A 24,283-nucleotide genomic window follows, 5' to 3' on the forward strand; every position below is an offset into this window, starting at 1 on the left:
CGTATGGGCGCTTAGCGCCTCATTGTCTCCTCGTTCTCCACCTGCAAAATTCGGGTGCATCAGAACTGTGTGAAGATTAAACAAGCAGCCTTTTCCTAACAACTAGCATTTACCCTAGTGGTGCAGACACGCACCGTAGTAGGGCATCTCTGTCGACACCTTGTGAAGCCGTCTGAACGCGCTGCATCACGCTGTTTTTAGATCGGATACCGAAGCAACCGGAAACGCTTCCATGCCGACCTCAGCGCATCACGCGCGCAGCGGTCTCACACGCGCGACGATCTCGCCGACTATCCCACGCCGGAAGGCCAGCACGCATGCGATAAAAATCAGCCCGGTGACGATCGTCACCGATTCGCCGAGCGAGCGGAACCAGTCGATGCCGGTCATCGAGGCGACCGCGTTGCCGATATCGCCGAGCCGGTCTTCGAGCGACACGATCAGCGCCGCGCCCAGCAGCGGTCCGAACAGCGTGCCCATGCCGCCGACCAGCGTCATCAGCACGACGAGGCCCGACATTGTCCAGTACGCGTCGCTCAAAGTCTCGAAGCCGAGCACCAGCACCTTCAGCGAACCGGCGAGGCCCGCCAGACCCGCGGACAGCACGAACGCCAGCAGCTTGAAGCGGTTCGTATCATAGCCAAGCGAGATCGCGCGCGGTTCGTTTTCCTTGAGCGCCACCAGCACCTGCCCGAACGGCGAATGGACGATTCGCACGATCAGCAGGAACGCGAGCACCATCACCAGCAGCACGACGAAGTACAGCGTCAGATCGGACGACAGATCGAGCAAACCGAACAGCTTGCCGCGCGGCACGCCTTGCAGACCATCTTCGCCATGCGTGAACGGCGCCTGCAGGAACACGAAGTAGACCATCTGCGCGAGCGCGAGCGTCACCATCGCGAAGTAGATGCCCTGCCGGCGAATCGCGAACAGCCCGACCACGAGCCCCAGCAGCGTCGCCGCCGCGGTGCCCGCCAGCACACCGATCTCGGGCGTCGAGCCGAGCGTCTGAATGACGTAGCCGGTGACATAGCCGGCCGTTGCGAGAAACATCGCATGCCCGAACGACAGCAGCCCCGTATAGCCGATCAGAAGATTGAACGCCGCCGCGAAGAGCGCAAAACACAGCACCTTCATCACGAACACCGGATAGACGCCGGCGAACGGCGCGACGATGAGTCCGATCAGCAGCAGCACGTAGAGCGCTTTTCTCTGCATTATTTTTCCTTGCCGAAGAGACCGGTCGGCCGCACGAGCAGCACGAGCGCCATGATCACGAACACCACGGTCGCCGACGCTTCCGGGTAGAACACACGCGTGAATCCTTCGATTACGCCGAGCACGAGGCCGGTCAGAATCGAGCCCATGATCGACCCCATGCCGCCGATCACGACCACCGCGAACACCGTGACGATCAGCGGCTGCCCCATCAGCGGCGAGACCTGGATCACCGGCGCGGCGAGCACGCCGGCGAAGGCCGCGAGCGCGACGCCGAAGCCGTATGTCAGCGTGACCATCAGCGGCACGTTCACGCCGAACGCCTCGACGAGTTTCGGGTTTTCGGTGCCCGCGCGCAGATACGCGCCAAGGCGCGTCTTCTCGATCACAAACCACGTTGCAAAGCAGACGATCAGCGACGCCACCACGACCCACGCGCGATAGTTCGGCAGGAACATGAAGCCGAGGTTGGTTGCGCCGGAGAGTAACGCGGGCACGTCGTACGGCTGACCGGACGCGCCATAGACCGAGCGGAACACGCCCTCGACGACGAGCGTGAGCCCGAACGTCAGCAGCAGGCCATACAGGTGATCGAGCTTGTACAGCCAGCGCAGCATCGAACGTTCGATCAGCATGCCGAACAATCCGACGATGACCGGCGCCAGCACGAGCATCACCCAGTACGGCAGGCCGAAATACGCGAAGCCCATCCACGTGAGCATCGCGCCCAGCATGAACAACGCGCCGTGTGCGAAGTTGATCACGTTGAGCAAGCCGAAGATTATCGCGAGGCCGAGGCTCAGGATCGCGTAGAACGAGCCGTTCACGAGACCCAGCAGCAACTGGCTCAACATGGCCGGCAGCGGGATGCCAAAGATATCCATTGAACGCGTCGTCAAAGTGAAAGCGAAAGCGCGCTGGGCGCATCGAACCCGTTGCGGCTCAATGCGCCCAGCACGCGGAGCCTGCGCGCCTGCCGGCGTTCATCCGCGCGGCAGACATCCGCCGGCGCTTATTTCCACAACGCGCAGCGCGTTTCCTGCTTCGTCGTAAATGCCTGTTCGCCCGGAATCGTCGCCGTGATCTTGTAGTAGTCCCACGGCTCTTTCGATTCGGCCGGCGTCTTCACCTGCATCAGATACATGTCGTGGATAAAGCTGCCGTCCTGGCGGATGTAGCCCTTCCCGTAGAAGTCGTCGATCGGCGTCTTCTTCAGTTGCGCCATCACCTTGTCCGGGTCGGTCGAGCCCACCGCCTGCACCGCCTTCAGGTACGTCATCGTGGCCGAGTAGTCGGCCGCCTGCAGGCTCGACGGCATCTTCTTCATCTTGTCGAAGTAGCGCTGCGCCCACTTGCGCGTGTTCGCGTCCTTGTTCCAGTACCAGCTGTCGGTCAGCACCAGGCCTTGGGTGGTTTCGAGGCCGAGGCTGTGGATGTCGTCGATAAAGATCAGCAGCGCGGCGAGCTTCATCGACTTCGTAATGCCGAATTCCTTCGCCGCCTTGATCGCGTTGATCGTATCGCCGCCCGCATTCGCGAGGCCGAGAATCTGCGCCTTCGAGGCCTGCGCCTGCAACAGGAACGACGAGAAATCGGAGGCCGACAGCGGATGCCGCACTTCGCCGAGCACCTGGCCGCCGTTCGCCTTCACGACGTCGGCCGTCGCCTTTTCGAGCGCCTTGCCGAACGCGTAATCGGCGGTGAGGAAGTACCACGTCTTGCCGCCCTGCTTCGTGATCGCTGAACCGGTGCCTTTCGCCTGCGCGGTCGTGTCGTACGCATAGTGGACCGTGTACGGCGTGCATTGCTCGTTGGTCAGCGTGTCGGCGCCCGCGCCGATATTGATGTACACCTTGTGCTTTTCGCCTGCGACCTGGTTGGTCGATAGCGCGGTTGCCGAGTTGGTGCCGCCGATAACCGCTTCGACGCCTTCACGATCGAACCACTCGCGTGCGCGCGACGCGGCAATATCAGCCTTATTCTGGTGGTCCGTGTAAAGAATCTGGATCGGCTTGCCGTTCACTTTGCCGCCGAAGTCCGCGACGGCCATGCGGATCGCTTCAAGGCCGCCCTGGCCGTCGATGTCCGCATACAGCCCGGAAAAGTCCGTGATAAAGCCGATCTTCACCGCATCGTCGGCTGCCCGCGCGCTGCCCGCGGTGAGCGCGATACCGGCCGCCGCCGCGCAGCAAAATGAGATGAGGCGCGCGAGAGTTTTCCTTTTCATGTGTGTGTCTCCTTCGTTCTGCGTTGTGTTTATCAGAGGCAATGTGCGTTGCGAGAGCGGCCGGGATCGAGCTCCCGCACCGCTCACACCCCGAGCAAATCGTGCAGGACCGGCATCTTGCTATCGAGCTCCTTTGCACCGAAATGCTCGACGATGCGCCCGTGCTCCATCACATAGAAGCGATCCGCGAGCGGCGCGGCAAAGCGGAAATTCTGTTCGACCATCACGATCGTGTAGCCGCGCGATTTCAGCGTGACGATCATGCGCGCGAGCGCCTGCACGATCACCGGCGCGAGGCCCTCGGAGATTTCGTCGAGCAACAGCAGATTCGCGCCGGTACGCAGGATGCGTGCGACCGCAAGCATCTGCTGCTCGCCACCCGACAGGCGCGTGCCCTGGCTCATCCGGCGCTCGCGCAGATTCGGAAACATGTCGTAGATTTCGTCGAGCGACATCATGTGCGCCGCGTCGCCGACCGGCGGCGGCAGCAGCAGGTTTTCCTCGCATGAGAGGCTCGAAAAAATGCCGCGTTCTTCAGGGCAGTAACCGATACCGCAATGCGCGACGCGATGGGTCGGCAGATCGATCGTTTCGCGGCCGCCGATGCGGATCGAACCCGTGCGCCGGCCGGTGAGGCCCATGATCGCGCGCAGCGTCGTGGTGCGCCCGGCGCCATTGCGGCCGAGCAGCGTGACGACTTCGCCGCGCGCCACGCTCAGGTCGACGCCGTGCAGGATATGCGACTCGCCGTACCACGCCTGCAGCCCCGCGATCTCGAGCGCAGGCTCCGCGCTCGACGCCCCGTCCGCCTCGATGTTTTCGTTCTCGGTCACCGCGCTCATGCATGGGCTCCGGCCAGCGCGGCATCGGCACTGCCCATGTACGCCTGCGTCACGAGCGGGTTCTTCGACACTTCCGCGTAGGCGCCCTCCGCAAGCACTTCACCGCGCTGCAGAACCGTGATCGTGTCGGAGATGCCGGCGATCACATTCATGTTGTGTTCGACCATCAGGATGGTGCGGCCCGTCGATACTTTTTTGATCAACGCGGTCACGCGGTCTACGTCTTCATGACCCATTCCTTGCGTGGGCTCGTCGAGCAGCATCAGTTCGGGCTCCATCGCGAGCGTGGTCGCGATTTCGAGCGCGCGCTTGCGGCCATACGACAGTTCGACCGTCGGCACATCGGCGAAATCGGCGAGGCCGACTTGCGTCAGCAGATCGAGCGCCTCGTCGTTGAGTTCACGCAGCGTGCGCTCGCTCTTCCAGAAATGAAACGCGGTGCCCAGCGCGCGCTGCAAGCCGATCCGCACATTCTGCAGCGCGGTCAAATGCGGAAAAACCGCGGAAATCTGAAATGAGCGAATGATGCCGCGCCGTGCGATCTGCGCGGGACGCTCACGCGTGATGTCGATACCGTTGAAGACGATCTGCCCGGCAGTCGGTTCGAGAAACTTCGTAAGCAGATTGAAGCAGGTGGTCTTGCCCGCGCCATTCGGGCCGATCAGTGCATGAATCGAGCCGCGCCGCACGCGCAGATTGACGCCGTTGACCGCTATGAAGCCTTTGAACTCCCTCGTGAGCCCGCGTGTTTCGAGTATCGTATCGCCGAGAATCATGTTCCCTTCCATGCGAAGTAAGGCGAAGCACTACGGTATCCGCGCAGACGTGCGCAAGGTCGGATGGCGGTAGAACCCCCGTTGCCGGTCGTGGCGTGATGCACCAATACGAACGGCAAGCCATGCCGCGCTACGCAGCATGGCTGCCATTGTCGCCCCATTGATGCAGCGCATTCATTGGGATTTGCACTAAGTATGCGGCGAGCATCCGGCACATGCGTTGAACCGCCATGCGCTGCCGCAAATATGATCGTGTCACGCGACTGACATAGGCGTCACGGCAGGCATTTCGCTCGATGTCGCGACGCCGCCGCGCTGCGCACGACGATCGGCGCGAATCATCTCGCTCGCGCGCTCGGCGATCATCAACGTCGGCGAATTGGTATTGCCCGAGGTAATGACCGGCATCACCGACGCATCGACCACACGTAAGCCATCCACACCAATCACACGCAGCCGGGTATCGACCACCGCTGCGGGGTCATCGGTCGTCCCCATGCGGCACGTGCCGACCGGATGGAAGATCGTCGTGCCGACGTTGCCGGCCGCCTGCTGCAATTCCTCCTCGGTCTGGAACTGCACGCCCGGCAAAATCTCCTCCGGTGAATATGGCGCGAGCGCGGGCGCGGCGGCAATGCGGCGTGTCAAACGCAGCGCATTCGCGGCGACGTGCCGGTCGTATTCGGTCGACAGATAGTTCGGCGCGATCAGCGGCGGCGCGTGCGGGTCCGGCGACTTGATGTGGATGCTGCCGCGCGAGGTCGGCTGCAAATGGCACACCGAGGCCGTAAACGCGTTGAAACGATGCAGCGGTTCGCCGAAGCGATCGAGCGATAGCGGCTGCACGTGGTACTCGAGATCGGGACGGGTGATCGACCGGTCATCGGAATCGGACTTCGCAAACGCGCCGAGTTGCGACGGCGACATCGCCATCGGACCGCTTTGCAGCAACAGATACTGCAGCCCGATCATCAGCTTGCCCCACCAATGCGCGGACGTCGTGTTCAGCGTGCGCACGCCGCGCACTTTGTAAGCCATCCTCAGTTGCAGATGGTCTTGCAGATTCTCGCCGACGCCGCGCAAGTCCTGCAGGACCTCGATGCCCAGGTTTTGCAGACGCGTACCGTTGCCGATGCCGGACAGTTCGAGCAACTGCGGCGAATTCACCGCGCCGGCGCTGACGATCACTTCGCACTTTGCTTTCGCGACGTAATCGACATCATTGCCGCGATACTCGACGCCGACGCAGCGTTTGCCTTCGAATACGAGACGCTGCGTGAGCGCGCCCGTGATGATGGTCAGATTCGGCCGCCCCAATGCGGGCCGCAGAAATGCCTTCGCCGCGCTCCAGCGGATGCCGCGCTTCTGGTTCACATCGAAGTAGCCGACGCCGCCGTTATCGCCGCGGTTGAAATCGTCGGTGGCGGGAATGCCGGTTTGCTGCGCGGCATGCGAAAAGGTTTCGAGAATCTTCCATTTGAGGCGCTGTTTTTCGACGCGCCATGGGCCGCCCGCGCCATGCCACTCGTTCGCGCCGCCATGATGGTCTTCGCTACGTTTGAAAACCGGCAGCACCGCGTCCCACGACCACGACGCGTCGTTCGTCACGCGGGCCCACTCGTCATAGTCCTGAGATTGGCCGCGCATGTAGATCATGCCGTTGATCGACGAGCTGCCGCCGAGCACGCGGCCGCGCGGATACGACAGCGCGCGGCCGTTCAGGCCCGGCTCGGCCTCGGTCTTGTACAGCCAGTCGGTGCGCGGATTGCCGATGCAGTACAGGTAGCCGACCGGCACGTGAATCCAGTGGTAGTCGTCCTTGCCGCCGGCTTCGAGCAGCAGCACGGACACATCGCGATCCTCGCTCAGGCGATTCGCGAGCACGCATCCCGCGGTGCCGGCGCCGATCACGATGTAATCGAACTCGCCTTCGACGGTCCGGTTGCGCGCCGTCTGGGCGGATGTCGACGATGGATGAGTCGTGGTCATTGCTGGTCTCCTTTTGCGATCCCGCGCGTCTTCAACGCGTTCGCACTTTCTCTTTGCGCAATACAGAGCTGCGTGCCGTTCACCGCCGCCGCGCTTTGCGCGTTCAATGACACGCGGCGGCGTGAACGTGACAGCGACTTCGTATGACTTCGCGCCGATGCGCGTTACTCGATGCTACTTTGCCACCGGCATCGTAAACTCCGCGCCCTTCGCGATACTGTCCGGCCAGCGCTGCATGATGCTCTTGTAGCGCGTGTGGAACCGCACGCTGTCCTCGCCGTACGCGTGATGGTCGCCGAACAGCACGCTATCGAACAGCGTGCCGCCGAGGAAGAAGCCTTGTTCGTAACCCGCCACCTGATGATTGCGGCCATCGACGATGAGCCGCGCGCCTTGCTTCACGCCCGCATCGACATAACCCGTCACCTTCGCGCGATGCGCGGCCGTCGCCAAAGGCCCCATCTCCGCGGGGCGCCGTTTCGCTCCAGGCGGGAAACGCGGCCTTCGCCGCGGCCACCGCCGCATCCACTTCAGCGACGCTCGCAAGCGGCACGCGCGCCGCGACGCTGCCGAGCGCGGGATTGAACACATCGCCGAAGCGCTGGCTCGTGCCTTCGAGCGCGCGTCCGTTGATTACATGCGTCAGGTCGCGCACGCGCGAACGGTTCTGATCTGTCTCGCTCATGCTTTCCTCATCGAAAGAATCGATACCGAATCGATAACCGAATCGACAACTGCGGCGCGCGTCATATTGACGCGAAGGGTCGATCCGCGACCTGCGATTCGATAAATCGAAGCGTAATCGCGGTCCGGATGCGAAATCCAATGAGTAATGCTCAAATGCGATATAAGTCGCGCTAATATCAGGCGATGGACCTGACTCTGCTCAGAGCGTTTGCAACGGTCGCGCGCGAGGGTAATCTCACGCGTGCCGCTGCCCTGCTGCATCTGACCCAGCCGGCGGTCAGCCTGCAGATCAAGCATCTGCAGGAAGCGCTCGGCGTCACGCTGTTCACGCGCACGTCGCACGGACTCACGCTGACGCGCGACGGCCAGGCGTTGCTGCCGCACGCGCAACGGGCGCTGGCCGCCGCCGGCGACGTCGAGCGCGCCGCGGCGACGCTGCGTGAAGAAGTGCGCGGCCGGCTGCGCATCGGCACGATCCTCGATCCTCAATTTCTACGCCTCGGCGGCTTTTTGCGCCAGTTGGTGGAAACCTGGCCGCATCTCGAAACCGCGCTGCGGCACGGCATGTCCGGCTGGGTGCTCGGGCAGGTCCGCGCGGGCGAGCTCGATGTCGGCTACTACATCGGGCAGCCGGAAGAGGACGACCCGCGCGACGCCGCCGTGTTTCACACGGTGACGCTCACCCGTTTCCAGTACCGCGTGCTCGCCCCGGCCGGCTGGAAGGATCGCGTAAAGAGCGCGCGCGACTGGCGCGCGCTCGCCGCCCTGCCATGGATCTGGACGCCACCGGCCTCCGCGCACCACCGGCTGCTGTCGCGCCGTTTCGCGGAAGCCGGCGCGCAGCCGACCAAGGTCGCCGAAGTGGACCAGGAGCAGTCGATGCTCGACCTCGTCAAATCCGGGGTCGGGCTCACACTCGCGCGCGACGCGATCGCGCTGGCCGAAGCGCATGCCCATGCGCTGACCATCGTCGACGAGATCACCGTGCCGACCGAACTCAGCTTCATCACGCTCGCCGCACGCAAGGACGAACCCGCGATCGCCGCCGCGCTGAAGCTGATCGACACACAGTGGGCGATATGAGCGACGCTCATGTCAGTCGGCCAGGTCCGCTACGCCAACGCGCAGTCGCGCGGTTTTTGCTAGATTGACGGTTCCCGTCTCCAGCTGTTCTTCCGGTTTCTCCCGCCCGGCCTCCGGTTCGGTATCCGGCACGCATCGGCCTGCCAGTACGCATGTCGCCGTCGCCGCGCTGCCGCGTCATTCCGGGTCCGTGGTTTCGTCTGCCGTTGCGTCCGCATGTTTGTGCGGCGCGTGTTTGCACTGCGCGTTTTTGTGCAGCCGTTGCGCGTCGCACGTTCGCAAGTCAAATCACCGCCTCTCTCACCAGGAGCTTCTACATGGCCCGTAACATCGAAATCAAAGCCCGCGCCCCTCAGTTCGACCTGCTTCGCGAGCGCGCCGCCGCCCTTTCGCCGGATGCTCCGCTGATCTTCCGCCAGCACGACAGCTTCTACGACGTGCCGCGCGGCCGTCTGAAGCTGCGCCAGTTCGACGACGGCACGCCCGCCGAGCTGATCTTCTATCAGCGCGACGACCGCGACGGCCCGAAGGTGTCGTACTACACGAGAAGCCCGGTGACGAACCCCGAAGCGATGCACGCGCTGCTCGCGACCGCGCTGACCACGCGTTGCCTCATATCGAAGGAACGTCACGTGTACCTGGTGGGCCGCACGCGGATTCATCTGGATCGCGTCGACGGACTCGGCGATTTCATCGAGCTCGAAGTGGTGCTCGCGCAGGACGACGATGAGGAAGGGGGTGAAGCCGAAGCCCACGAGATGTTCAGGAAGCTGGGCGTGCCGGAGTCGGATCTGGTCGCGGTCGCCTATGTCGACTTGCTCAATCCGGCGCAGGAGCCGTTGAAGGTCGCTTGAAATCGCGTGAATTCGCGCCGCGCCGGCGCCGCTTGTTGCGAATCAATCGCGCAAACCCCACTTGCGCGGGCTTGCGAAGCCGCGCGGCGCGCGCCTAATCCGCCGCGCTGCCCGGCGCGAGATGCCCAAGCGGCAGCGGCCCGTTGCGCTTGAACGTCGTCAGCACGATGTTCGAGCGCACGCTATCCACGCCGGGCACACGCATCAGTTTTTTCATCACGAAGGCCGACAGTGCGGTCAGATCCGGCGCGACGATGCGCAGCAAATAGTCGGCGTCGCCGACCACCGCGTGACATTCGAGCACTTCCGGCAGCGAGTCGATCTGCTGCTGGAACTGCTCGATGATCGAATCGCCGTGGTGCTTGAGCTTCAGGCTCGTGAACGCGGTCACGCCAAGCCCGAGCTTTTCCGGCCGCAGCACGACGCGATACCCGTCGACCACGCCGATCGCCTCGAGCCGCTGCAAGCGCCGGCCGATTTGCGACGCGGAGAGCGGCACCTGCTCGCCGAGCTGCTGATGGGTCGCACGACCGAAGCGCTGCAGCACGTCGATCAGCGCCAGATCGAAATGATCGAGCTCCACCATGGGTTTTCCCCGCATATTCCGCCGATTTAACGCGTAATTATCGCACGCTGATTGCGCCAGACCCGCGCGCGCAAGCATGCTGCGCGCGCGTCTTGCCCAACTCGCTGCAACGGATTTTCTTCCGTGAAAGAATGGCGAGGTCTTGTATGACGAGCCGAACATCCGAAACGGGGGGTTCCCGATGATCCAGAAACTGAGCGCTGACGAACGCGCGTTGCAATTGCGGCAGCTGAATGGCTGGCAATCCGTCGCGGAGCGCGATGCGATCGAACGAAGCCTCGAATTCGCGGACTTCAACGAAGCATTCGGTTTCATGTCGCGCGTCGCGATCAAGGCTCAGGAAATGGATCATCATCCCGAGTGGTTCAACGTCTACAACAAGGTACGGATCACGCTATCGACGCACGAAGTGAACGGCGTCACGGTTCGCGATGTCGAACTCGCGCGCTTCATCGACAGCATCGCGAGACAGGCATGAAAAAGCAGGCGTGAAAAACCGGTATTGAAATGACTTATGGCTGCAGATATGAAAGGATTTTGGAGGTATTCAGGCCACCAAACCTTCACTTCTACAGGCCATCCTTAAGGCGAACGTAAGAATTCCACGCATCACGTGCCAACTCGTCAAATGCTTCATGCGACACCGCATGCCGTCGCTGTACAATCAGCAACGCATACGGCTTGGAGAGCGCGCTTGCCTCCTTGCACAGAACGAGTTCGTCGCCTTGCGCAGGCGAGCGGGCTCGCCAGAAATTGATCGCGGCTTCGAGTTCGTTGATCGTGATTTCGGACATGACTTTCGTGATCATCCCCGCCGCGAGATGCGGCGGCCTCCTGTGCAGCAGGCGCAGCGGCGAACCGCGTGCCTGACATGCCTAACCCATTGTACTTGAGCGAAATCCATGCGACTCCTACTGATCGAAGATGACCGCCCCATTGCACGCGGCATCCAAAGCAGCCTCGAACAAGCCGGCTTCACGGTCGACATGGTCCACGACGGCATCTTCGCCGAACAGGCTCTCACGCAAAACCGTCACGAACTCGTGATCCTCGATCTCGGCTTGCCCGGTATCGACGGCATGACGTTGCTGTCGCGTTTTCGGCAGAGCAACCGGCATACGCCGGTCATCGTGCTGACCGCCCGCGACGAATTGAACGACCGCGTGCAAGGCCTGAACTCCGGCGCGGACGACTACATGCTGAAGCCGTTCGAACCCGCCGAGCTCGAGGCGCGCATCCGCGCCGTGATGCGTCGCAGCGGTCCGCACGGCGATATGCCGCGTCCGGAAGTGTCGCTCGGCGGCGTGCGCCTGTCGGGTGTCGATCGCCGCATCTTCAACGACGACAAGCCGCTCGAGTTGTCGCCGCGCGAATTCGCGGTACTCGAAATGCTGCTGCTGCGTCACGGCCGCGTGGTCAGCAAGGCGCAACTGCAAGACCACCTGACGCACTTCGGCGGCGATCTCGGCGACACCGCGATCGAAGTCTACGTGCACCGGGTCCGCAAAAAGCTCGAAAACTGCCGCGTCGAGATCGTCACGGTTCGCGGTTTCGGTTATTTGCTGCAAGAGATCCGTCAGGCTGCATAATGGTCGTCATGACCGCAGCCGGCTGAGCGTTTAACGAAGTCATTCGCGGCGTCGGGTTGTGGCGGGTCTTGCCGGGTTACGGCGAGCCCGCGCAACCGGCGCCGTGATCCCTTCGAACGTCTTACGCGCTGCACTGCGTGGCTTCATGCGAGAAATGCAGCGTGAAGCCACCGTGGTGTGCGTGCCTTTGTCGACGGCCTGCGGTTTTAACGCCCGCAGGTTCGCACCTCGCGGTTCTTCGCCGTTATTGTTATTTCGCGGGTTCGAGCATGACCTATCCGGCCGCGAACAGTCTGCGCCGCTCGCTGCTGCGCCGTCTCGCCGCTCCTTTGTCGCTGCTCGCGCTGATGAGCGGCCTGATCGCTTACTGGCTCGCGTGGCAATACACGCAGCACGTCGTCGACCGGTCGCTGGCCGATCTCGCCACCGCGATCTCCAAGCAGATCCAGATCGCCGGACCGAACGCGCGCATCGCGGTGCCGCCGCTCGCGCAGGCGATGTTCTCGGACCCGGTCGAACATCTCGTCTACCGGATCAGCACCGGCGAAAATGAAATTGCCGGCGACCCCAACCTGCCGCTGCAAGGCACCAGCGTGCGGCGGATGCACTACGCATACGTATTCGAAACGCAGCACAACGGCGTGACCGTGCGCGTCGCGCAGGTGCGCGTCGATCAGCCGGTCGGCAACCCGATCGTCATTGAAGTCGGTCAACCGGTGCGTCACCGGTTCCGCATCGCCGCCGAATTCCTGATCGCAATCATGATGCCGCTGCTGCTTCTGCTGCTCGCCGGCTGGGTGATCGTCTGGCGCGTCGTGAACCAGCAGCTGAATCCGCTGACCGATCTCGCCGATTCGCTGAACCGGCAGACGCACACGTCGCTCGAGCCCGTCGACGAAACGTATGTGCCGGTCGAGATCCGCCCGCTCACCGGCGCGTTGAACGGCCTGCTCGATCGCCTGAAGGCCGCGCTCGATTCGCAACGCAAGTTCATCGCGGATGCCGCGCATCAGCTGCGCACGCCGCTCACCGCGGTGAAGCTGCATGCTGAACAGGCCGCGGTCGCGCGCGATCCGCAACAGACGCTCGCCGCGGTTCGCGAGCTGCGCGCCGCCGCCGATCGCGCGGTGCGGCTCTCGAACCAGTTGCTCTCGCTCGCACGCGCGGAGCCGGGCGAGCAGGCTGCGCGCTTCGTCAATATCGACATCGCGGCGCTTGCGTTCGATACCGGCGCCGAATGGGTGCCGCGCGCGCTTGCCGCGCACGTCGATCTCGGCTTCCAGCGTCTGGACGACCCATCGAACGACCGGCCGCTGATCGCACGCGGCAACCCGGTGCTGCTGCGCGAGGTGATCGCGAATCTGCTCGACAACGCGCTGAAGTACGTGCCGCTGTCGCGTCTGCATGGCGGGCGTATCACGATGACGGTCGAAGAAACGGTGATCGACGGCATCGGCATGGCCGAGCTCACGGTCGACGACAACGGTCCCGGCGTGCCGGCCACCCAGCAACCCGATCTCTTCAAACGTTTCTTCCGCGGCGACCGCAACACCGAATCGCAAACCGCCGGCGTCGACGGCGGTGCAGGCCTCGGGCTGGCGATCGTCCACGACATCATGGTGCTGCATCACGGCAGCGTGCATTACGAAGACGCGCCGGAAGGCGGTGCGCGTTTTATCGTGCGCATCCCCATCGTGATCGGCAAAACGCGCGTCGAGCCGGATAAGGATCAGGACAAGGATCGCGCGGAACGTAGCGAGCCGCGCGAAGCGGCATTGCCTGCGCCTCAGATTCCGGACGCAAAAAAATCGGCGCATAAAGCGCCGATCGATCTCTGACTACGATGTCAGCCGTCGCACGGGCAACGGCTGCAACAACCGCGGGCTGAATTCCAGGCGCGCGCGGTCGCACACCAGGCGGCCTATTTCTTCTTCTTTTTGCTTTTCTTTTCCTTCGCGTCTTTTTCCTTTTCAGGCTTCGCGAGCATCGTGCCGCGGCACTTGCGTGCGCCGCAGCGGCATTCGTATTCGCGCTTGAGCTTCTTGGTCTGGCGCGCGTCGATCACCAGACCGTAATCGTAGAAGAGCTCTTCGCCGGCCTCGATATCGCGCATCGCGTCGATATACACATGGCCGTCGATTTCTTCCGCTTCGCAATTCGGCGCGCATGAGTGGTTGATCCAGCGCGCGCTGTTGCCGTTCACCTTGCCATCGATCACGCCGCCATTGTCGAGCGCGAAATAAAACGTGTGATTCGGCTCGTCCGGATTATGTGGATGACGCCGCAGCGCCTCTTTCCACGAGATCCGTTCACCCTTGTATTCGATCAGGCGTTCGCCCGCTGCGATCGGTTCGACGGCGAACACGCCTTTGCCGTGAATGCCTGACTGGCGCACGGCGATCCTGCGTGAACTCATTGAATGAATCCTTGTGAAAAACTCAGGGGGACTTTCCGTCCACTACCGGCTCTCACTCAACCTGATGGGCCGGCTCTGTTGATGGTCCGCCGCTTTCCGGTCAGCCCGCGTGGCATTGCGCTGCTTTCCCGAGCCGGATAGCAAACGCGGCGCCCTGCTGGCGCCGCGTCGACAGATGATGCGCATGCGCATCACAACCGGCATCGTACACGGTCGAGGCGGCTTCGTTCAAGCCTCGGCCATGCACGCTGCGCCGCTTCCGGCGAGAACGCCGCCGTATCAGCGCTGCCCGAACGAAATATCGCCGAACAGCGTCTTCTGATCGCGCGGCTGCGAGCGCCAGTATTGCGGCGGCGCATTGACCGATGCGCCCAACTGGGCGGCCGCGTGCCACGGCCAGCGCGGATCGTACAGCATCGCACGCGCCATCGCGACGAGGTCGGCGTCGCCCGCTTCGATCAGCCGGTTCGCGTGTTCGGGATCGCTGATCAAACCGACGGCGATGGTCGGCAGACCGGTCGCCTGCCGGATCGCTTGCGCGAATGGCACCTGATAGCCGGGCTCGAGCGGAATTTTCTGCAACGCGGACACGCCGCCGCTCGACGCGTCGATCCAGTCGCAGCCGCGCTTTTTCAGCTCCTGCGCGAATGCGATCGTGTCGTCGAGCGTCGAGCCGCCCTCCACCCAGTCGATCGCCGACACGCGCACGCCGACCGGTTTGTCGGCCGGAAACGCGGCGCGCACGATGTCGAAAATCTCGAGCGGATAACGCATCCGGTTTTCGCGTGACCCGCCGTACTCGTCGCCGCGCTGGTTCGCGACCGGCGAAAGAAACTCGTGCAGCAGATAGCCGTGCGCGCAGTGGATTTCGATCGCATCGAGGCCGAGCCGCACGGCGCGGCGCGCCGCCGCGCCAAACGCTTCGCGAATGCGGTTGAGCCCGGCCACGTCGAGTGCGAGCGGCGGCTCTTCGCCGGCCTTGTGCGGCAACGCCGACGGCGCGTGCGGCAACCAGCCGCCTGCGGAGACCGGGATGAGTTGCCCGCCGTCCCATGGCGCATGGCTCGACGCTTTGCGCCCCGCATGCGCAAGCTGCATCGCAACCGGAATGCCGGAATACTTGCGGATCGCGGCAAGCACGGGCACGAGCGCCGCTTCGGTCACGTCGTCCCATAAGCCGAGATCGCCGGGCGTAATGCGACCGTCGGGCTCGACGGCGGTCGCTTCGATGCAAAGCAGACCCGCGCCGGATAACGCGAGATGGCCGAGATGGATCATGTGCCACGCGTTGGCTTCGCCGCGTTCGGCGGAGTACTGGCACATCGGGGAGACGACGATGCGGTTCGGCAGCGTCACGCTACGCAGCGTGAGCGGAGAGAACAAGGCGCTCATAGGATGGGGTCCAGACGAACGAGGGAGGAGCGTTCGAGAATAGCACCGGACCAGGGCTCACCGCAGAAGCATCCGGATCCGCTTTGAACGGGTGGATGCAAACCACAGGTTTTGGAACGTCAGTTCAGAAGCGTATCGGATCTGCTCAAACACGCCTTAACGTTGCCGCCCGCGAGACATTTCGCCGCAGCCGCGAAATAACGGGCAATCCGCTTGCGACCGACTTCACGACTCTGCGTCGAGCTGATCGAGCCATTCGGAGAACATCCGCCACGCGGCCACTTCAAGACCCGGACCCAGGCGGACGGTATCGGCGCGCAATTGCTGCACATCGACGCGATGCGCGATCAGTTCACTCGCGTGTCCGATCAGCCACGGCTCGAAGCGTTCGGTGCGAATCTCGGGATGGCACTGCAAAGCGAGTACGTGATTGCCGAACGAAAACGCCTGATTCTCGCAAAGCGGCGTAGACGCAAGGCGCGCAGCGCCCGCGGGCAAGTCGAACGTATCGCCATGCCAATGCAGCATCGACGTTGCGGCGCCATCGAGATGACGAATCGGTGACACTCGTCCGGCGTCGGTCAGCGTGAGCGGTGCCCAGCCGATTTCCGCGTACCCGGACGGATAGACGCGCGCACCCATCGCACGTGCAATCAATTGCGCGCCGAGGCAGATGCCGAGCGTCGGCAAGCCGGCCGCGATGCGCTTTTCGATCATGGCGAGCAACGGCCCGAGTGTCGGATAACGTTCATCGTCGTACGCGCCGATCGGGCCGCCGAGCACCACCATCAATGACGGCGCGACCGGATCCGGCGCCTCGATGCGCGCGAAGCCGACGTCGAGATAGCGCACCGGCCAGCCGCGGTCGCCGAGTACGCGTTCGAGACTGCCCAGATCTTCGAAGTGCACATGGCGAATGGCCAGAACTTCGTGATTCATCGGCATATCCCACATCACATTGACAATAGAAACGCCGTCCCGCCAACGCGAGAGAGCACACGGCAAACCGTTACCCGGTAAGGCATCGCAACCGTATTGCAAAGCAGCGAGGCGTTGCGCCCCGCTACTTCGCTACCCCTGGCATCTTCATGCAGCGCACGCGCTGCCGCCGCAACCCGGCTCCGTCGTTCAGCAACGGAATCAGGCTTGCTGCGCGAAGATTTTCCAGGTTTTCTTCTGCGTTGCGACGTCCGCGGTTTCGTGAACCGAGCAGTCGAGCCGCAGATCGGTATCCGACATCGTAATGTCGAGTAGCGCGCAGCGGTGCAGCGACTTCTTCGGATTCTTGCTCGGTTCGAAATGCGTGCAGGTCACGCACATCCGGTGCACCGGAATATGGCCTTGCACTTCCAGTTGCCGGACCGTCTTCAGCAGCGTGCGATAGAACATGGCCTGTTCATCGTCGCGCAATGTGCCGACCGCCTTCGACAGGAAGTCAGGCCATTGCGCCGCGCGCTTGGCCGCCGTGCGTCCGCGCGCCGTCAGGCGGACCGCGAGGGCGCGGCCGTCATCCAGCGCCCGCCGCTTCTCGACGAGGCCCTTGCCTTCCAGCGTGCTCACCGCATCGCTCGTCGTCGCGGCGGTCAACGCCGTTTCGCGTGCGATCTCGCCGAGACGCATCGGGCCCTTGCGCTGCATCAGCAGCACCAGGATTTCGCCCTGGGTCGGCGTCAGGCCTGCGCCTTCCGCCCATTCCCATGCCTGGCTACGCATTGCCGTGCTGAGTCGTAACAGGCTGTGGGTCACCCGCCCGGTAGCCTGCTCTCCGTAAACGCCTTCGCTCATAGTCATTCGTTGGTTATTGACAGCTTGCCTCAGTGTGTTGGCAGCAATGCTACACGCCGGCAGCCGTGTGGGGTTGTCCCGCCAGAAAAGCCGGCGAGCCTGTTCCTACTATCTCAAAAATTTCCTGCTCTGCACGCCTGTCCCGGCGTGTTACTGGAGAGTCGCACACTCTCTTTTTATCCGCAGCGACCATTGCACCCCGTTCGACCTGTTGCTGGACCAATGAACCATTGGATCGACCTCAAACCGGAGAGCAGCGGGACCATTCGCTGCGACGAAGTCGTCATTCTATTCGAGAGCGGCAAATCGTACAGCTAAGTTGTCCAACGCAATCTGTGGATAACCATGGGAAAAGACTGGAGACTGGCTGTGCGTGAATTCTTGATAACACCTGTTCCGGTCAAACGCGCGGTCAGGTTACCAGCAGTTGCCGGCCTGCGCCCAGCCTTGCTGCGCAGGGTTATCGTTTTCGCAGGGCTTTGACTTTTCACGAGATTATTCTGTTGTCCACAGGCGACTGCAATGCTTGTTAACTACTACTACGTTTGTATATGTAAACATTGGAAAGAAATTGGCAGGCCGAAGCCGGGACTGTTTAAACGAAAAAAACCCGCTTAAAAGCGGGTTCCTCAAGATGACAGAATGTCTCCGGATTCACGGCGCGCCTTCATGCGCGCCATTGAAGGCATTGCTGGCGCGCCGCTTCGTGCAGGGATTTCTCCTCGCTGTACACCGACCGCAACCAGGTCGCGTCATTTACCTGACCGCGCGCGATCACGCCGACTTCGTCGAGCGCTTTCGCCGATCCCAATGCTTCGGCATGCGGCGCGATCCGCTCGAGCGTTTCAATGATGTCTTCCGAAATGGTCCGGCGCTCGCCGGTTTGCGGGTCGATGCAGGTGCCCGCGAGTCCGAACCGGCAGGCTTCGAAACGGTTAAACGTATAGACGAGGTAGTCGTCCTCTTTTGGCGTAAGGGGCTTGTCCAGAAGCAGATGGCGCGCGAGCGTCTGGATATAGCAGGCGATCGCCGCCGCGCGATCGACCGACAGCGGCGTGTCCATCACGCGCACTTCGATCGTGCCGAAACCCGGTTTGGGCCGGATGTCCCAGTAAAAATCTTTCATGCTGTTGACGACGCCCGTATGGACCATCTTCGAAAAGTATTCCTCGAAGCTGTCCCAGGTCAGCACAAACGGCGCGCGTCCTGATAGCGGAAACGCGAATACCGAATTCAGACGCGCTGAATGAAAGCCGGTATCGATGCCTTGCACGAACGGCGACGAAGCTGACAGCGCAATGAAATGCGGAATGAATCGGGACATCGAATGAAGCAGGAACAGCGCGCTATTCGAATCTGGACAGCCGATATGCACGTGCTGGCCGAACACGGTGAATTGCTTCGCGAGATAACCGTAGAGTTCGGACAAATATTGAAAACGCGGCGTATCGACGATCTGCCGTTCGCTCCATTGCTGGAACGCGTGCGTGCCGCCGCCGCACAGACCGACGTTGAGCCGGTCCGCGGCCGCGACCAGCGTGTCGCGAATCGTGCGCAGATCGGTCAACGCCTGCTCGTGCGACGTGCAGATGCCGGTCGACAGCTCGATCATGCTTTCGGTAATTTCCGGCGTGATATTGCCTGGAATCTTATCGTCCTTGATCAGGCGCAGCAGATCCGACGCGGCTTTGGTCAGATCATAGTCATGCGTGTTCACAATCTGCATTTCGAGTTCGATACCGAACGTGAACGGTTTCGAATCGACGAAGGTTTCGAGTGACATGGCGTCCCTTGACTCTGGGTTACATTCGCGAATGCGCCGGTGCGAGAGCACGGCGGCGCATCGCTCAACGACTGTGCCGTCGGTGGCTACGACGGCTTGCTGCGACAGGCGCGCAGCGGCAAGCGTAAGGTTGCATGTGCGCGCGCGGCGCCTCGATCGCCTTCATCGCTTCCGGCGCGCGTGTCATATCCGTTATTCGCGCCGTTCACCGACCAGCGCAAGGCTTCGGTAAACGAGCCACGGTCCGACCAGCTGCAGCACCACGATCGAACACATGACGACCGCGCGCAGCATCGGATCGAAGTTCGGATACAGCGTATAGGTATCGTCAACCAGCAAATAGGCGAGCGCAGACATCGGCGACAACGATAGTCCGAGCGCCGCGCCCTGCTTCCAGTTCAGGCCGCTCGGCCTCGCGAACGCCATCACGCCGACCACCTTGGCAACGAGCCGCGCAATGATCAGCCCGCACGCCGCGACGCCGCCCAGCGCAATATCGCGCCATTCGAAGGTGGTCAAGGTCAGCACGAACAGGATCACCGTCATCAGCCAGCCGGCGGTGCCGAAATGCTGCGGCCACAGCTGCGGCCGCGCTTCGAGATTCTTCACGATGATGCCGGCCGCAAGCAGCGCCAGAATGGTCGACAGCTTGAAGACGTGCGCAATCGCGATGGCCAGCAGCACCAGCCCGAACAGGGCGACGAACGAATGTTCGTCTTGCATGTTCACGCGGCGGTAAAAGAACGTACACGTGCGCGCGAGCAGATACGCGAGGATCAGCGAGCCGACCAGCAGATAGAGCGGCTGAAGAATCGTCGCGAACACGTTGCCGTACACCTCCTGATGCAGCCAGCTCGACGCGAGCTTTTCGATCACGACCGCGTACATGCTGTTCAACGCGGTCAACGTCATCAGACGCTGCGTGACCTGGCCTTCGGCGCGCAATTCGGTTTTCAACTGGATCACCATCGCGGGCGAAGTCGCCATCGCAATCGATGCCAGCACCATCGCGGTCATTACCGGCACGTGCACGAACAGCAACACGGTGAGCACCAGCACGAAGGTCAGCGTGGCTTCCGCGACGCTCGACAGGATCAGCCATGGATTGCGGCGGATCCAGCGCAAGTCGAGCCGGCTGCCGAGCTCGAACAGCAGCAGTCCGAGCGCCACGTCGAGCAATGGACGTGCCGCGCTCGCCGAGTCCGCATCGATCACGCCCGTCCCCGCGGAGCCCGCAATCAAACCGATTACCGCGTAACCGGAGATGCGCGGCAGATGCCAGGCGCGATAGCACAGTTCGCCGCACAGACCCGCGGCAAGCAGCGCAAGGCCGGCCCAGAAAATGGCATCGGGTGTCAGAGGCCAGGCAGGAAAGAATGAAAACGCCGACTTCATCGTGGTGGGTTCTCCTTATGCAACAACCGCAACGGGTCAAAGCCGGCGCCAGGGATCCGCCGATGAGCAAACCCCTGAGCAAATCCCGGACTCGGTGCGAAGCGGGTGCCTGCAGCGATCGCTTTGCGCCGACCTGCGTTGCGCGTTGTCAACGATCGGGTGAAAAACAGGACGAACACGCCGAAGCCACGGTCACTGCAAGTGGCTTCGACACGGGTGATAGAACGCCGTCGACTTACGAATCAGATTCTGATGATCCGGCAACCGTTCCTTGGGTGCGCTACGCCACCAACTGCGGCACAGGGCGCTTGAAGAACGGCGATTGTGCCATAGCTCGCCGGAACCGGTTGCAAAAGCGTCGAACTTACCGTCATCGAAGGTAAAACGTACGCTATCTGGATAGCAACAGGAAAAAGCGACCTTTTACTGCGTGCTCCGGTCATATCCTGCCGGTCGTTCCGTGGAAAACAGGTTGCGTGTGCAATCGAATTGGCGGCCGGCCGTGGCTGCAGATTTGGGCTCGGTTTTTTGCGGAAAGTTTGCGAAAGCCCAGGTGCGCTGAACCGACAGCAGGGTTCTACTCAAAGGTTTACCTGTATGTATACGTAGTAGCAGTTAACAAGGGCCGGGCTCTTTTGTGGACAACGCCGGTTTACCAAACCAAATCATCGCGTTGGCGCACGCATAACCGCACGCATAGCGTGTGTGCGTGCCGCTGGCTTCTGCGGGTAACTTTTGGAGCGCAGCGGCGATACCGGAGTTACCCCGTTTACGTCCACATCGATTCCACACCTGTTCAGCGTTGAATTCGACCGGTTATCCACACGTGCGCGTGGATAACCTCGATCGGCTCGCTAGCGCCGTGAAGTGGTTCGCTTCGCTCGCGCGGTTGAGTCTGCTTAAACGAATGTGTCGTGCCGCAATGCACGCAGAAGAAAGCGCGCGGGGTCGATGGCCTCGGCGAGCTCGCGCTCGATCGGCCAGGGTTCGCCTTCGAGTTGCGATGCGATCAGTTCGGCGGCGAGCGCTGCCCAGACGAGACCGCGTGAGCCATAGGCGAATGCGCCAAAGAGGCCGTTTGCGCGCGGCAAGTCGCGCGGCCATGCACCGCGCAGCCGGCCGGCGCCGGCAATCGCGGCGGCTTCATCGGCAAGCGCACCAGCCATCGGCAGTCGATCGCTCGTCACGCAGCGGAACGCGACGCGGCCGCTCAATCCGTTTGGTGGATCCTGCGCGTGGATGTTGAGCAAGGCGCCGGTCGACCCGCTCGCAAGCGAAGGCAGCATGCGCGCGACGCGTTCGAGGTTTTCGACATGCGCGTCGGCGCGCAGCGCAGTTTCCGGATCGTCGATATCGTAGGTCGCGCCAGTTAGCGTGATGCCGTCGGCAAGCGGTATTGCGTAGCCTTCGCCGATCACCGGCACGCGCAATCCTTCGACGGCGCCGGACGGCAGCAGCGTCAACTGGCCACGTACGCTGCGCGTCGGCGCATGGTGCAAACCGGCAACACGCGCGGCATCGTGGGCATTCGCGACGATCACGACCGGTGCGCGAACGATCGCCTGTCCGGCTGCGTCCAGCACCATCCATTGATCGCCTGATCGCTCGATGCGCGCGGCTTCGACGCCGTAGCGCCGCTCGAGTCGCTCGCCCGCGCTTGCGCATTGCGCTGCACATAGCTGCGCGGGATCGAGCCAGCCGCCGTGACGGAAAAAGCAGCCGCCGCGCGTCACCGGCACGCCGGCGATTTGCGTCGCTTCGCCGCGCGATACCGGCATAACGAATTCCGGCGGGTAGCGAAGTGCGGCGAGCACCTGTGCGAAGTCTTGCGCTTCGTCTTCGGATTCAGCGATCTGCAGCAGACCGTCGACGCCGCGAGCCGGACGCGACGCGGCGTCGAGCATCGACCAGCGCCGCAATGCGTAGAGGAATCCGGCGCGTGTGATGCGCGAAGCGACGCTGTCATCGCGCGCGAGCATCGGATGAAATACGCCCGCCGGATTGCCGGAGGCTTCGCGTGCGGCGGCGCGATGCCGTTCAAGCGACGTCACGTGCCAGCCGCGCGCGGCGAGCCGTTCGGTTAGCGCACAACCGGCGAGTCCCGCGCCGATCACGACAGCGTGCCGTTCGCTCACCGCCAGCGGAAGCGGCGGTTCGTAACGCCGCACGCGCCAGCGCGGCGCAAAGCGGCCGACGAGCATCGCGCGCTTGCCTGCGAAGCCCTCGACCTTCGTGCACTCGAAGCCGGCTTGCGCAAGTCCGCGTTTGACCTCGCCGGCGCTCGAGTAGGTCGCGAAGCTTGCGTCATCGGCCGCCACGCGTGTGAGCGAACGAAATACGTCAGAACTCCATAGATCCGGATTTTTCGCAGGCGCGAACCCGTCGAGATAAAACGCGTCGGCCCGCATCCACAGCGACGGCAGTGTTTGCAGCGCATCGCCGAAGACGAGTGTCAGCGTCACGCGTCCCTCTTCAAATTCGAGGCGATGCACGCCCGGCACCAGCATCGGCCATGCATCGACAAGCGTGCGGGAGAGCGCCGCGATGGATGCATCCGCAACGATCGCTTCGTGTGCGGTGCGCAAATCCGCTTGCGAAAACGGGTGCTTCTCAGTCGATACGAAATGCAGCCGCTCGCAGCGTGCGGGATCGGTGCGCCACTGCGCCCACGTCGCGAGGAAGTTCACGCCTAGCCCGAAGCCGGTCTCGAGGATGCTGAAGATCCGGCGGCCGCGCCACCGCTCGGGCAGGCCATTGCCGTTTAGAAACACGTGCTCGGCCTGGGCGAACGCGCCGGAAGCGCTGTGATAAACGTCGTCGTGGCGAGGCGAATACGGCGTGCCGTCTGCGCGAAAAGCGAGCGTGGCAGGTGTCAAGGAAGCGCTCATGCGAAGCGGAAAACTGTCGGGCAGTTCGCAACCGGCGCCGTGCAAAATCCGCTGGAAGCGCTTGCGGCGGGGGTTTTGCGGTAACTGAGGCACGCAAAACGTTGGCAAAAACCAACGCTGCAAGGCCTCGAAACACGGCTCGGGACGCGAATACGGGGCTAACGGAGCGCAAATTGCCACTTTCCATGCCGGATCGGGCAAAGCGCCGTGTAATTCTTCGAAACCCTTGTCCTGATTGGGTTTGCGCTGAGCTATCATAGCAAGCGCCGCGAGGGAAGCGGCAGCACGGTGTTCGACGCAGTGCGGCAGCGCATTGCTTAGGTCGGGGAATTCCCAAGCCGTCGCTGCTCGACGGCGCGGCGCGCGCACGTATAATCGGCGCGTTCGCGCTGTTCGTGTCAACCTAAACCAGAAAGGAACCTTAATGAACAAACAGGAACTGATCGACGCCGTCGCAGGGCAGACGGGCGCCAGCAAGGCTCAAACCGGCGAAACGCTGGACACGCTCCTTGAGGTAATCAAGAAGGCGGTGTCGAAGGGTGACGCAGTTCAGTTGATCGGCTTCGGCAGTTTCGGTTCGGGCAAGCGGGCAGCACGTACGGGCCGCAACCCGAAGACCGGCGAAACCATCAAGATTCCGGCCGCCAAGACGGTCAAGTTCACGGCCGGAAAGGCATTCAAGGACGCAGTCAACAAGCGCTAAGCGATCGCGCTGCATTTGTTGGCACCCGCCGTTAGGCGGGTTTTTTTTCGCCTGCGTTCCGGTGCGC

21 protein-coding genes and 2 pseudogenes are annotated in these 24,283 nt (G+C 62.7%); 6 read left to right on the plus strand and 17 right to left on the minus strand.

What is annotated here, in order from left to right; translation table 11 throughout:
* Window positions 1–249 precede the first annotated feature (249 nt).
* The 8 genes and pseudogenes from HV675_RS17260 to HV675_RS32970 all read right to left on the minus strand — a co-directional run.
* Window positions 250–1,221, minus strand: coding sequence for a branched-chain amino acid ABC transporter permease (locus HV675_RS17260; RefSeq protein WP_175112147.1), 972 nt, complete (start codon window positions 1,219–1,221; stop codon window positions 250–252).
* Window positions 1,221–2,105 (minus strand): branched-chain amino acid ABC transporter permease, encoded by an 885-nt coding sequence (locus HV675_RS17265; protein ID WP_175112148.1) that lies wholly within the window; start codon window positions 2,103–2,105, stop codon window positions 1,221–1,223. The genes HV675_RS17260 and HV675_RS17265 overlap by 1 nt, the downstream gene beginning before the upstream one ends.
* A 128-nt stretch (window positions 2,106–2,233) precedes the next feature.
* Complete coding sequence (locus HV675_RS17270) at window positions 2,234–3,448, minus strand: ABC transporter substrate-binding protein (protein WP_175112149.1); 1,215 nt, start codon at window positions 3,446–3,448, stop codon at window positions 2,234–2,236.
* A gap of 83 nt (window positions 3,449–3,531) precedes the next feature.
* Window positions 3,532–4,290: an ABC transporter ATP-binding protein gene (locus HV675_RS17275; protein ID WP_175112150.1), complete on the minus strand. Its 759-nt coding sequence runs from the start codon at window positions 4,288–4,290 to the stop codon at window positions 3,532–3,534.
* Window positions 4,287–5,066 carry an ABC transporter ATP-binding protein gene (locus HV675_RS17280; RefSeq protein ID WP_175112151.1) on the minus strand — a complete coding sequence of 260 codons (780 nt, stop codon included), beginning with the start codon at window positions 5,064–5,066 and terminating at the stop codon, window positions 4,287–4,289. The genes HV675_RS17275 and HV675_RS17280 overlap by 4 nt, the downstream gene beginning before the upstream one ends.
* A 255-nt stretch (window positions 5,067–5,321) precedes the next feature.
* Window positions 5,322–7,055, minus strand: a complete 1,734-nt coding sequence (locus HV675_RS17285) for a GMC family oxidoreductase (protein ID WP_175112152.1) — start codon at window positions 7,053–7,055, stop codon at window positions 5,322–5,324.
* A 174-nt stretch (window positions 7,056–7,229) separates the two neighbouring features.
* Window positions 7,230–7,523 (minus strand): annotated as a pseudogene (locus HV675_RS32965) (aldehyde dehydrogenase family protein); the annotation flags it as partial.
* Window position 7,524: 1 nt separating this feature from the next.
* Window positions 7,525–7,740 (minus strand): annotated as a pseudogene (locus HV675_RS32970) (aldehyde dehydrogenase family protein); the annotation flags it as partial.
* A gap of 185 nt (window positions 7,741–7,925) precedes the next feature.
* Between HV675_RS32970 and HV675_RS17295 the strand changes: the two are divergent.
* Together HV675_RS17295 and HV675_RS17300 are read left to right on the plus strand one after the other, a co-directional pair.
* Entirely contained in the window at window positions 7,926–8,825 is a 900-nt protein-coding gene (locus tag HV675_RS17295) for a LysR family transcriptional regulator (RefSeq protein ID WP_175112153.1), read from the plus strand.
* Window positions 8,826–9,142: 317 nt separating this feature from the next.
* The gene (locus tag HV675_RS17300) at window positions 9,143–9,679 is read left to right on the plus strand and encodes a class IV adenylate cyclase (protein WP_175112154.1); all 537 of its coding nucleotides are present in this window, start codon (window positions 9,143–9,145) and stop codon (window positions 9,677–9,679) included.
* Between the two features lie 94 nt (window positions 9,680–9,773).
* Here the strand turns inward: HV675_RS17300 and HV675_RS17305 are convergent, their stop codons facing one another.
* Window positions 9,774–10,265: an Lrp/AsnC family transcriptional regulator gene (locus tag HV675_RS17305; RefSeq protein WP_175112155.1), complete on the minus strand. Its 492-nt coding sequence runs from the start codon at window positions 10,263–10,265 to the stop codon at window positions 9,774–9,776.
* A gap of 181 nt (window positions 10,266–10,446) precedes the next feature.
* Here HV675_RS17305 and HV675_RS17310 point away from each other — a divergent pair, with 181 nt between their 5' ends.
* Complete coding sequence (locus tag HV675_RS17310) at window positions 10,447–10,743, plus strand: 4a-hydroxytetrahydrobiopterin dehydratase (RefSeq protein ID WP_175112156.1); 297 nt, start codon at window positions 10,447–10,449, stop codon at window positions 10,741–10,743.
* Between the two features lie 91 nt (window positions 10,744–10,834).
* On the opposite strand, the gene HV675_RS17315 is transcribed toward HV675_RS17310, so the two are convergent.
* Complete coding sequence (locus HV675_RS17315; protein WP_175112157.1) at window positions 10,835–11,059, minus strand: DUF3717 domain-containing protein; 225 nt, start codon at window positions 11,057–11,059, stop codon at window positions 10,835–10,837.
* 108 nt (window positions 11,060–11,167) lie between these two features.
* Between HV675_RS17315 and HV675_RS17320 the strand changes: the two genes are divergently transcribed.
* Both HV675_RS17320 and HV675_RS17325 read left to right on the plus strand, forming a co-directional pair.
* A complete protein-coding gene (locus HV675_RS17320; protein WP_074262960.1) occupies window positions 11,168–11,854 on the plus strand; it encodes a response regulator transcription factor in 687 nt (228 codons plus the stop codon).
* 269 nt (window positions 11,855–12,123) lie between these two features.
* Window positions 12,124–13,692: a sensor histidine kinase gene (locus HV675_RS17325; RefSeq protein WP_175112158.1), complete on the plus strand. Its 1,569-nt coding sequence runs from the start codon at window positions 12,124–12,126 to the stop codon at window positions 13,690–13,692.
* 83 nt (window positions 13,693–13,775) lie between these two features.
* Here HV675_RS17325 and HV675_RS17330 read toward each other — a convergent pair whose 3' ends face one another.
* The 7 genes from HV675_RS17330 to mnmC all read right to left on the minus strand — a co-directional run bounded on the left by HV675_RS17330 (window position 13,776) and on the right by mnmC (window position 23,513).
* A complete protein-coding gene (locus HV675_RS17330; protein ID WP_175112159.1) occupies window positions 13,776–14,270 on the minus strand; it encodes an SET domain-containing protein in 495 nt (164 codons plus the stop codon).
* 279 nt (window positions 14,271–14,549) lie between these two features.
* Window positions 14,550–15,662, minus strand: coding sequence for an NADH:flavin oxidoreductase/NADH oxidase (locus HV675_RS17335; RefSeq protein WP_175112160.1), 1,113 nt, complete (start codon window positions 15,660–15,662; stop codon window positions 14,550–14,552).
* Window positions 15,663–15,887: 225 nt separating this feature from the next.
* Complete coding sequence (locus HV675_RS17340; RefSeq protein WP_175112161.1) at window positions 15,888–16,601, minus strand: glutamine amidotransferase; 714 nt, start codon at window positions 16,599–16,601, stop codon at window positions 15,888–15,890.
* A gap of 201 nt (window positions 16,602–16,802) precedes the next feature.
* Window positions 16,803–17,447, minus strand: a complete 645-nt coding sequence (locus HV675_RS17345; RefSeq protein ID WP_175112162.1) for a MarR family winged helix-turn-helix transcriptional regulator — start codon at window positions 17,445–17,447, stop codon at window positions 16,803–16,805.
* A gap of 667 nt (window positions 17,448–18,114) precedes the next feature.
* Window positions 18,115–19,230: a YbdK family carboxylate-amine ligase gene (locus HV675_RS17350; protein WP_175112163.1), complete on the minus strand. Its 1,116-nt coding sequence runs from the start codon at window positions 19,228–19,230 to the stop codon at window positions 18,115–18,117.
* Between the two features lie 192 nt (window positions 19,231–19,422).
* Window positions 19,423–20,625: a cation:proton antiporter gene (locus HV675_RS17355; protein WP_175112164.1), complete on the minus strand. Its 1,203-nt coding sequence runs from the start codon at window positions 20,623–20,625 to the stop codon at window positions 19,423–19,425.
* Window positions 20,626–21,524: 899 nt separating this feature from the next.
* Window positions 21,525–23,513 (minus strand): bifunctional tRNA (5-methylaminomethyl-2-thiouridine)(34)-methyltransferase MnmC2/FAD-dependent 5-carboxymethylaminomethyl-2-thiouridine(34) oxidoreductase MnmC1, encoded by a 1,989-nt coding sequence (gene mnmC / locus HV675_RS17360; protein WP_175112165.1) that lies wholly within the window; start codon window positions 23,511–23,513, stop codon window positions 21,525–21,527.
* A gap of 424 nt (window positions 23,514–23,937) precedes the next feature.
* Here mnmC and HV675_RS17365 point away from each other — a divergent pair, with 424 nt between their 5' ends.
* A complete protein-coding gene (locus HV675_RS17365; protein WP_074262967.1) occupies window positions 23,938–24,216 on the plus strand; it encodes an HU family DNA-binding protein in 279 nt (92 codons plus the stop codon).
* Window positions 24,217–24,283 lie beyond the last annotated feature (67 nt).

It is taken from the genome of Paraburkholderia solisilvae (assembly GCF_902859875.1).
Taxonomy (GTDB): Bacteria; Pseudomonadota; Gammaproteobacteria; order Burkholderiales; family Burkholderiaceae; genus Paraburkholderia; species Paraburkholderia solisilvae.

Bases quoted from the DNA above. Each gene is read 5' to 3' on its own strand.
- HV675_RS17260 (WP_175112147.1), bottom strand. From the start codon at position 1,221: ATGCAGAGAAAAGCGCTCTACGTGCTGCTGCTGATCGGACTCATCGTC.
- HV675_RS17265 (WP_175112148.1), bottom strand. From the start codon at position 2,105: ATGGATATCTTTGGCATCCCGCTGCCGGCCATGTTGAGCCAGTTGCTG.
- HV675_RS17270 (WP_175112149.1), bottom strand. From the start codon at position 3,448: ATGAAAAGGAAAACTCTCGCGCGCCTCATCTCATTTTGCTGCGCGGCG.
- HV675_RS17275 (WP_175112150.1), bottom strand. From the start codon at position 4,290: ATGAGCGCGGTGACCGAGAACGAAAACATCGAGGCGGACGGGGCGTCG.
- HV675_RS17280 (WP_175112151.1), bottom strand. From the start codon at position 5,066: ATGATTCTCGGCGATACGATACTCGAAACACGCGGGCTCACGAGGGAG.
- HV675_RS17285 (WP_175112152.1), bottom strand. From the start codon at position 7,055: ATGACCACGACTCATCCATCGTCGACATCCGCCCAGACGGCGCGCAAC.
- HV675_RS17295 (WP_175112153.1), top strand. From the start codon at position 7,926: ATGGACCTGACTCTGCTCAGAGCGTTTGCAACGGTCGCGCGCGAGGGT.
- HV675_RS17300 (WP_175112154.1), top strand. From the start codon at position 9,143: ATGGCCCGTAACATCGAAATCAAAGCCCGCGCCCCTCAGTTCGACCTG.
- HV675_RS17305 (WP_175112155.1), bottom strand. From the start codon at position 10,265: ATGGTGGAGCTCGATCATTTCGATCTGGCGCTGATCGACGTGCTGCAG.
- HV675_RS17310 (WP_175112156.1), top strand. From the start codon at position 10,447: ATGATCCAGAAACTGAGCGCTGACGAACGCGCGTTGCAATTGCGGCAG.
- HV675_RS17315 (WP_175112157.1), bottom strand. From the start codon at position 11,059: ATGTCCGAAATCACGATCAACGAACTCGAAGCCGCGATCAATTTCTGG.
- HV675_RS17320 (WP_074262960.1), top strand. From the start codon at position 11,168: ATGCGACTCCTACTGATCGAAGATGACCGCCCCATTGCACGCGGCATC.
- HV675_RS17325 (WP_175112158.1), top strand. From the start codon at position 12,124: ATGACCTATCCGGCCGCGAACAGTCTGCGCCGCTCGCTGCTGCGCCGT.
- HV675_RS17330 (WP_175112159.1), bottom strand. From the start codon at position 14,270: ATGAGTTCACGCAGGATCGCCGTGCGCCAGTCAGGCATTCACGGCAAA.
- HV675_RS17335 (WP_175112160.1), bottom strand. From the start codon at position 15,662: ATGAGCGCCTTGTTCTCTCCGCTCACGCTGCGTAGCGTGACGCTGCCG.
- HV675_RS17340 (WP_175112161.1), bottom strand. From the start codon at position 16,601: ATGAATCACGAAGTTCTGGCCATTCGCCATGTGCACTTCGAAGATCTG.
- HV675_RS17345 (WP_175112162.1), bottom strand. From the start codon at position 17,447: ATGAGCGAAGGCGTTTACGGAGAGCAGGCTACCGGGCGGGTGACCCAC.
- HV675_RS17350 (WP_175112163.1), bottom strand. From the start codon at position 19,230: ATGTCACTCGAAACCTTCGTCGATTCGAAACCGTTCACGTTCGGTATC.
- HV675_RS17355 (WP_175112164.1), bottom strand. From the start codon at position 20,625: ATGAAGTCGGCGTTTTCATTCTTTCCTGCCTGGCCTCTGACACCCGAT.
- mnmC (WP_175112165.1), bottom strand. From the start codon at position 23,513: ATGAGCGCTTCCTTGACACCTGCCACGCTCGCTTTTCGCGCAGACGGC.
- HV675_RS17365 (WP_074262967.1), top strand. From the start codon at position 23,938: ATGAACAAACAGGAACTGATCGACGCCGTCGCAGGGCAGACGGGCGCC.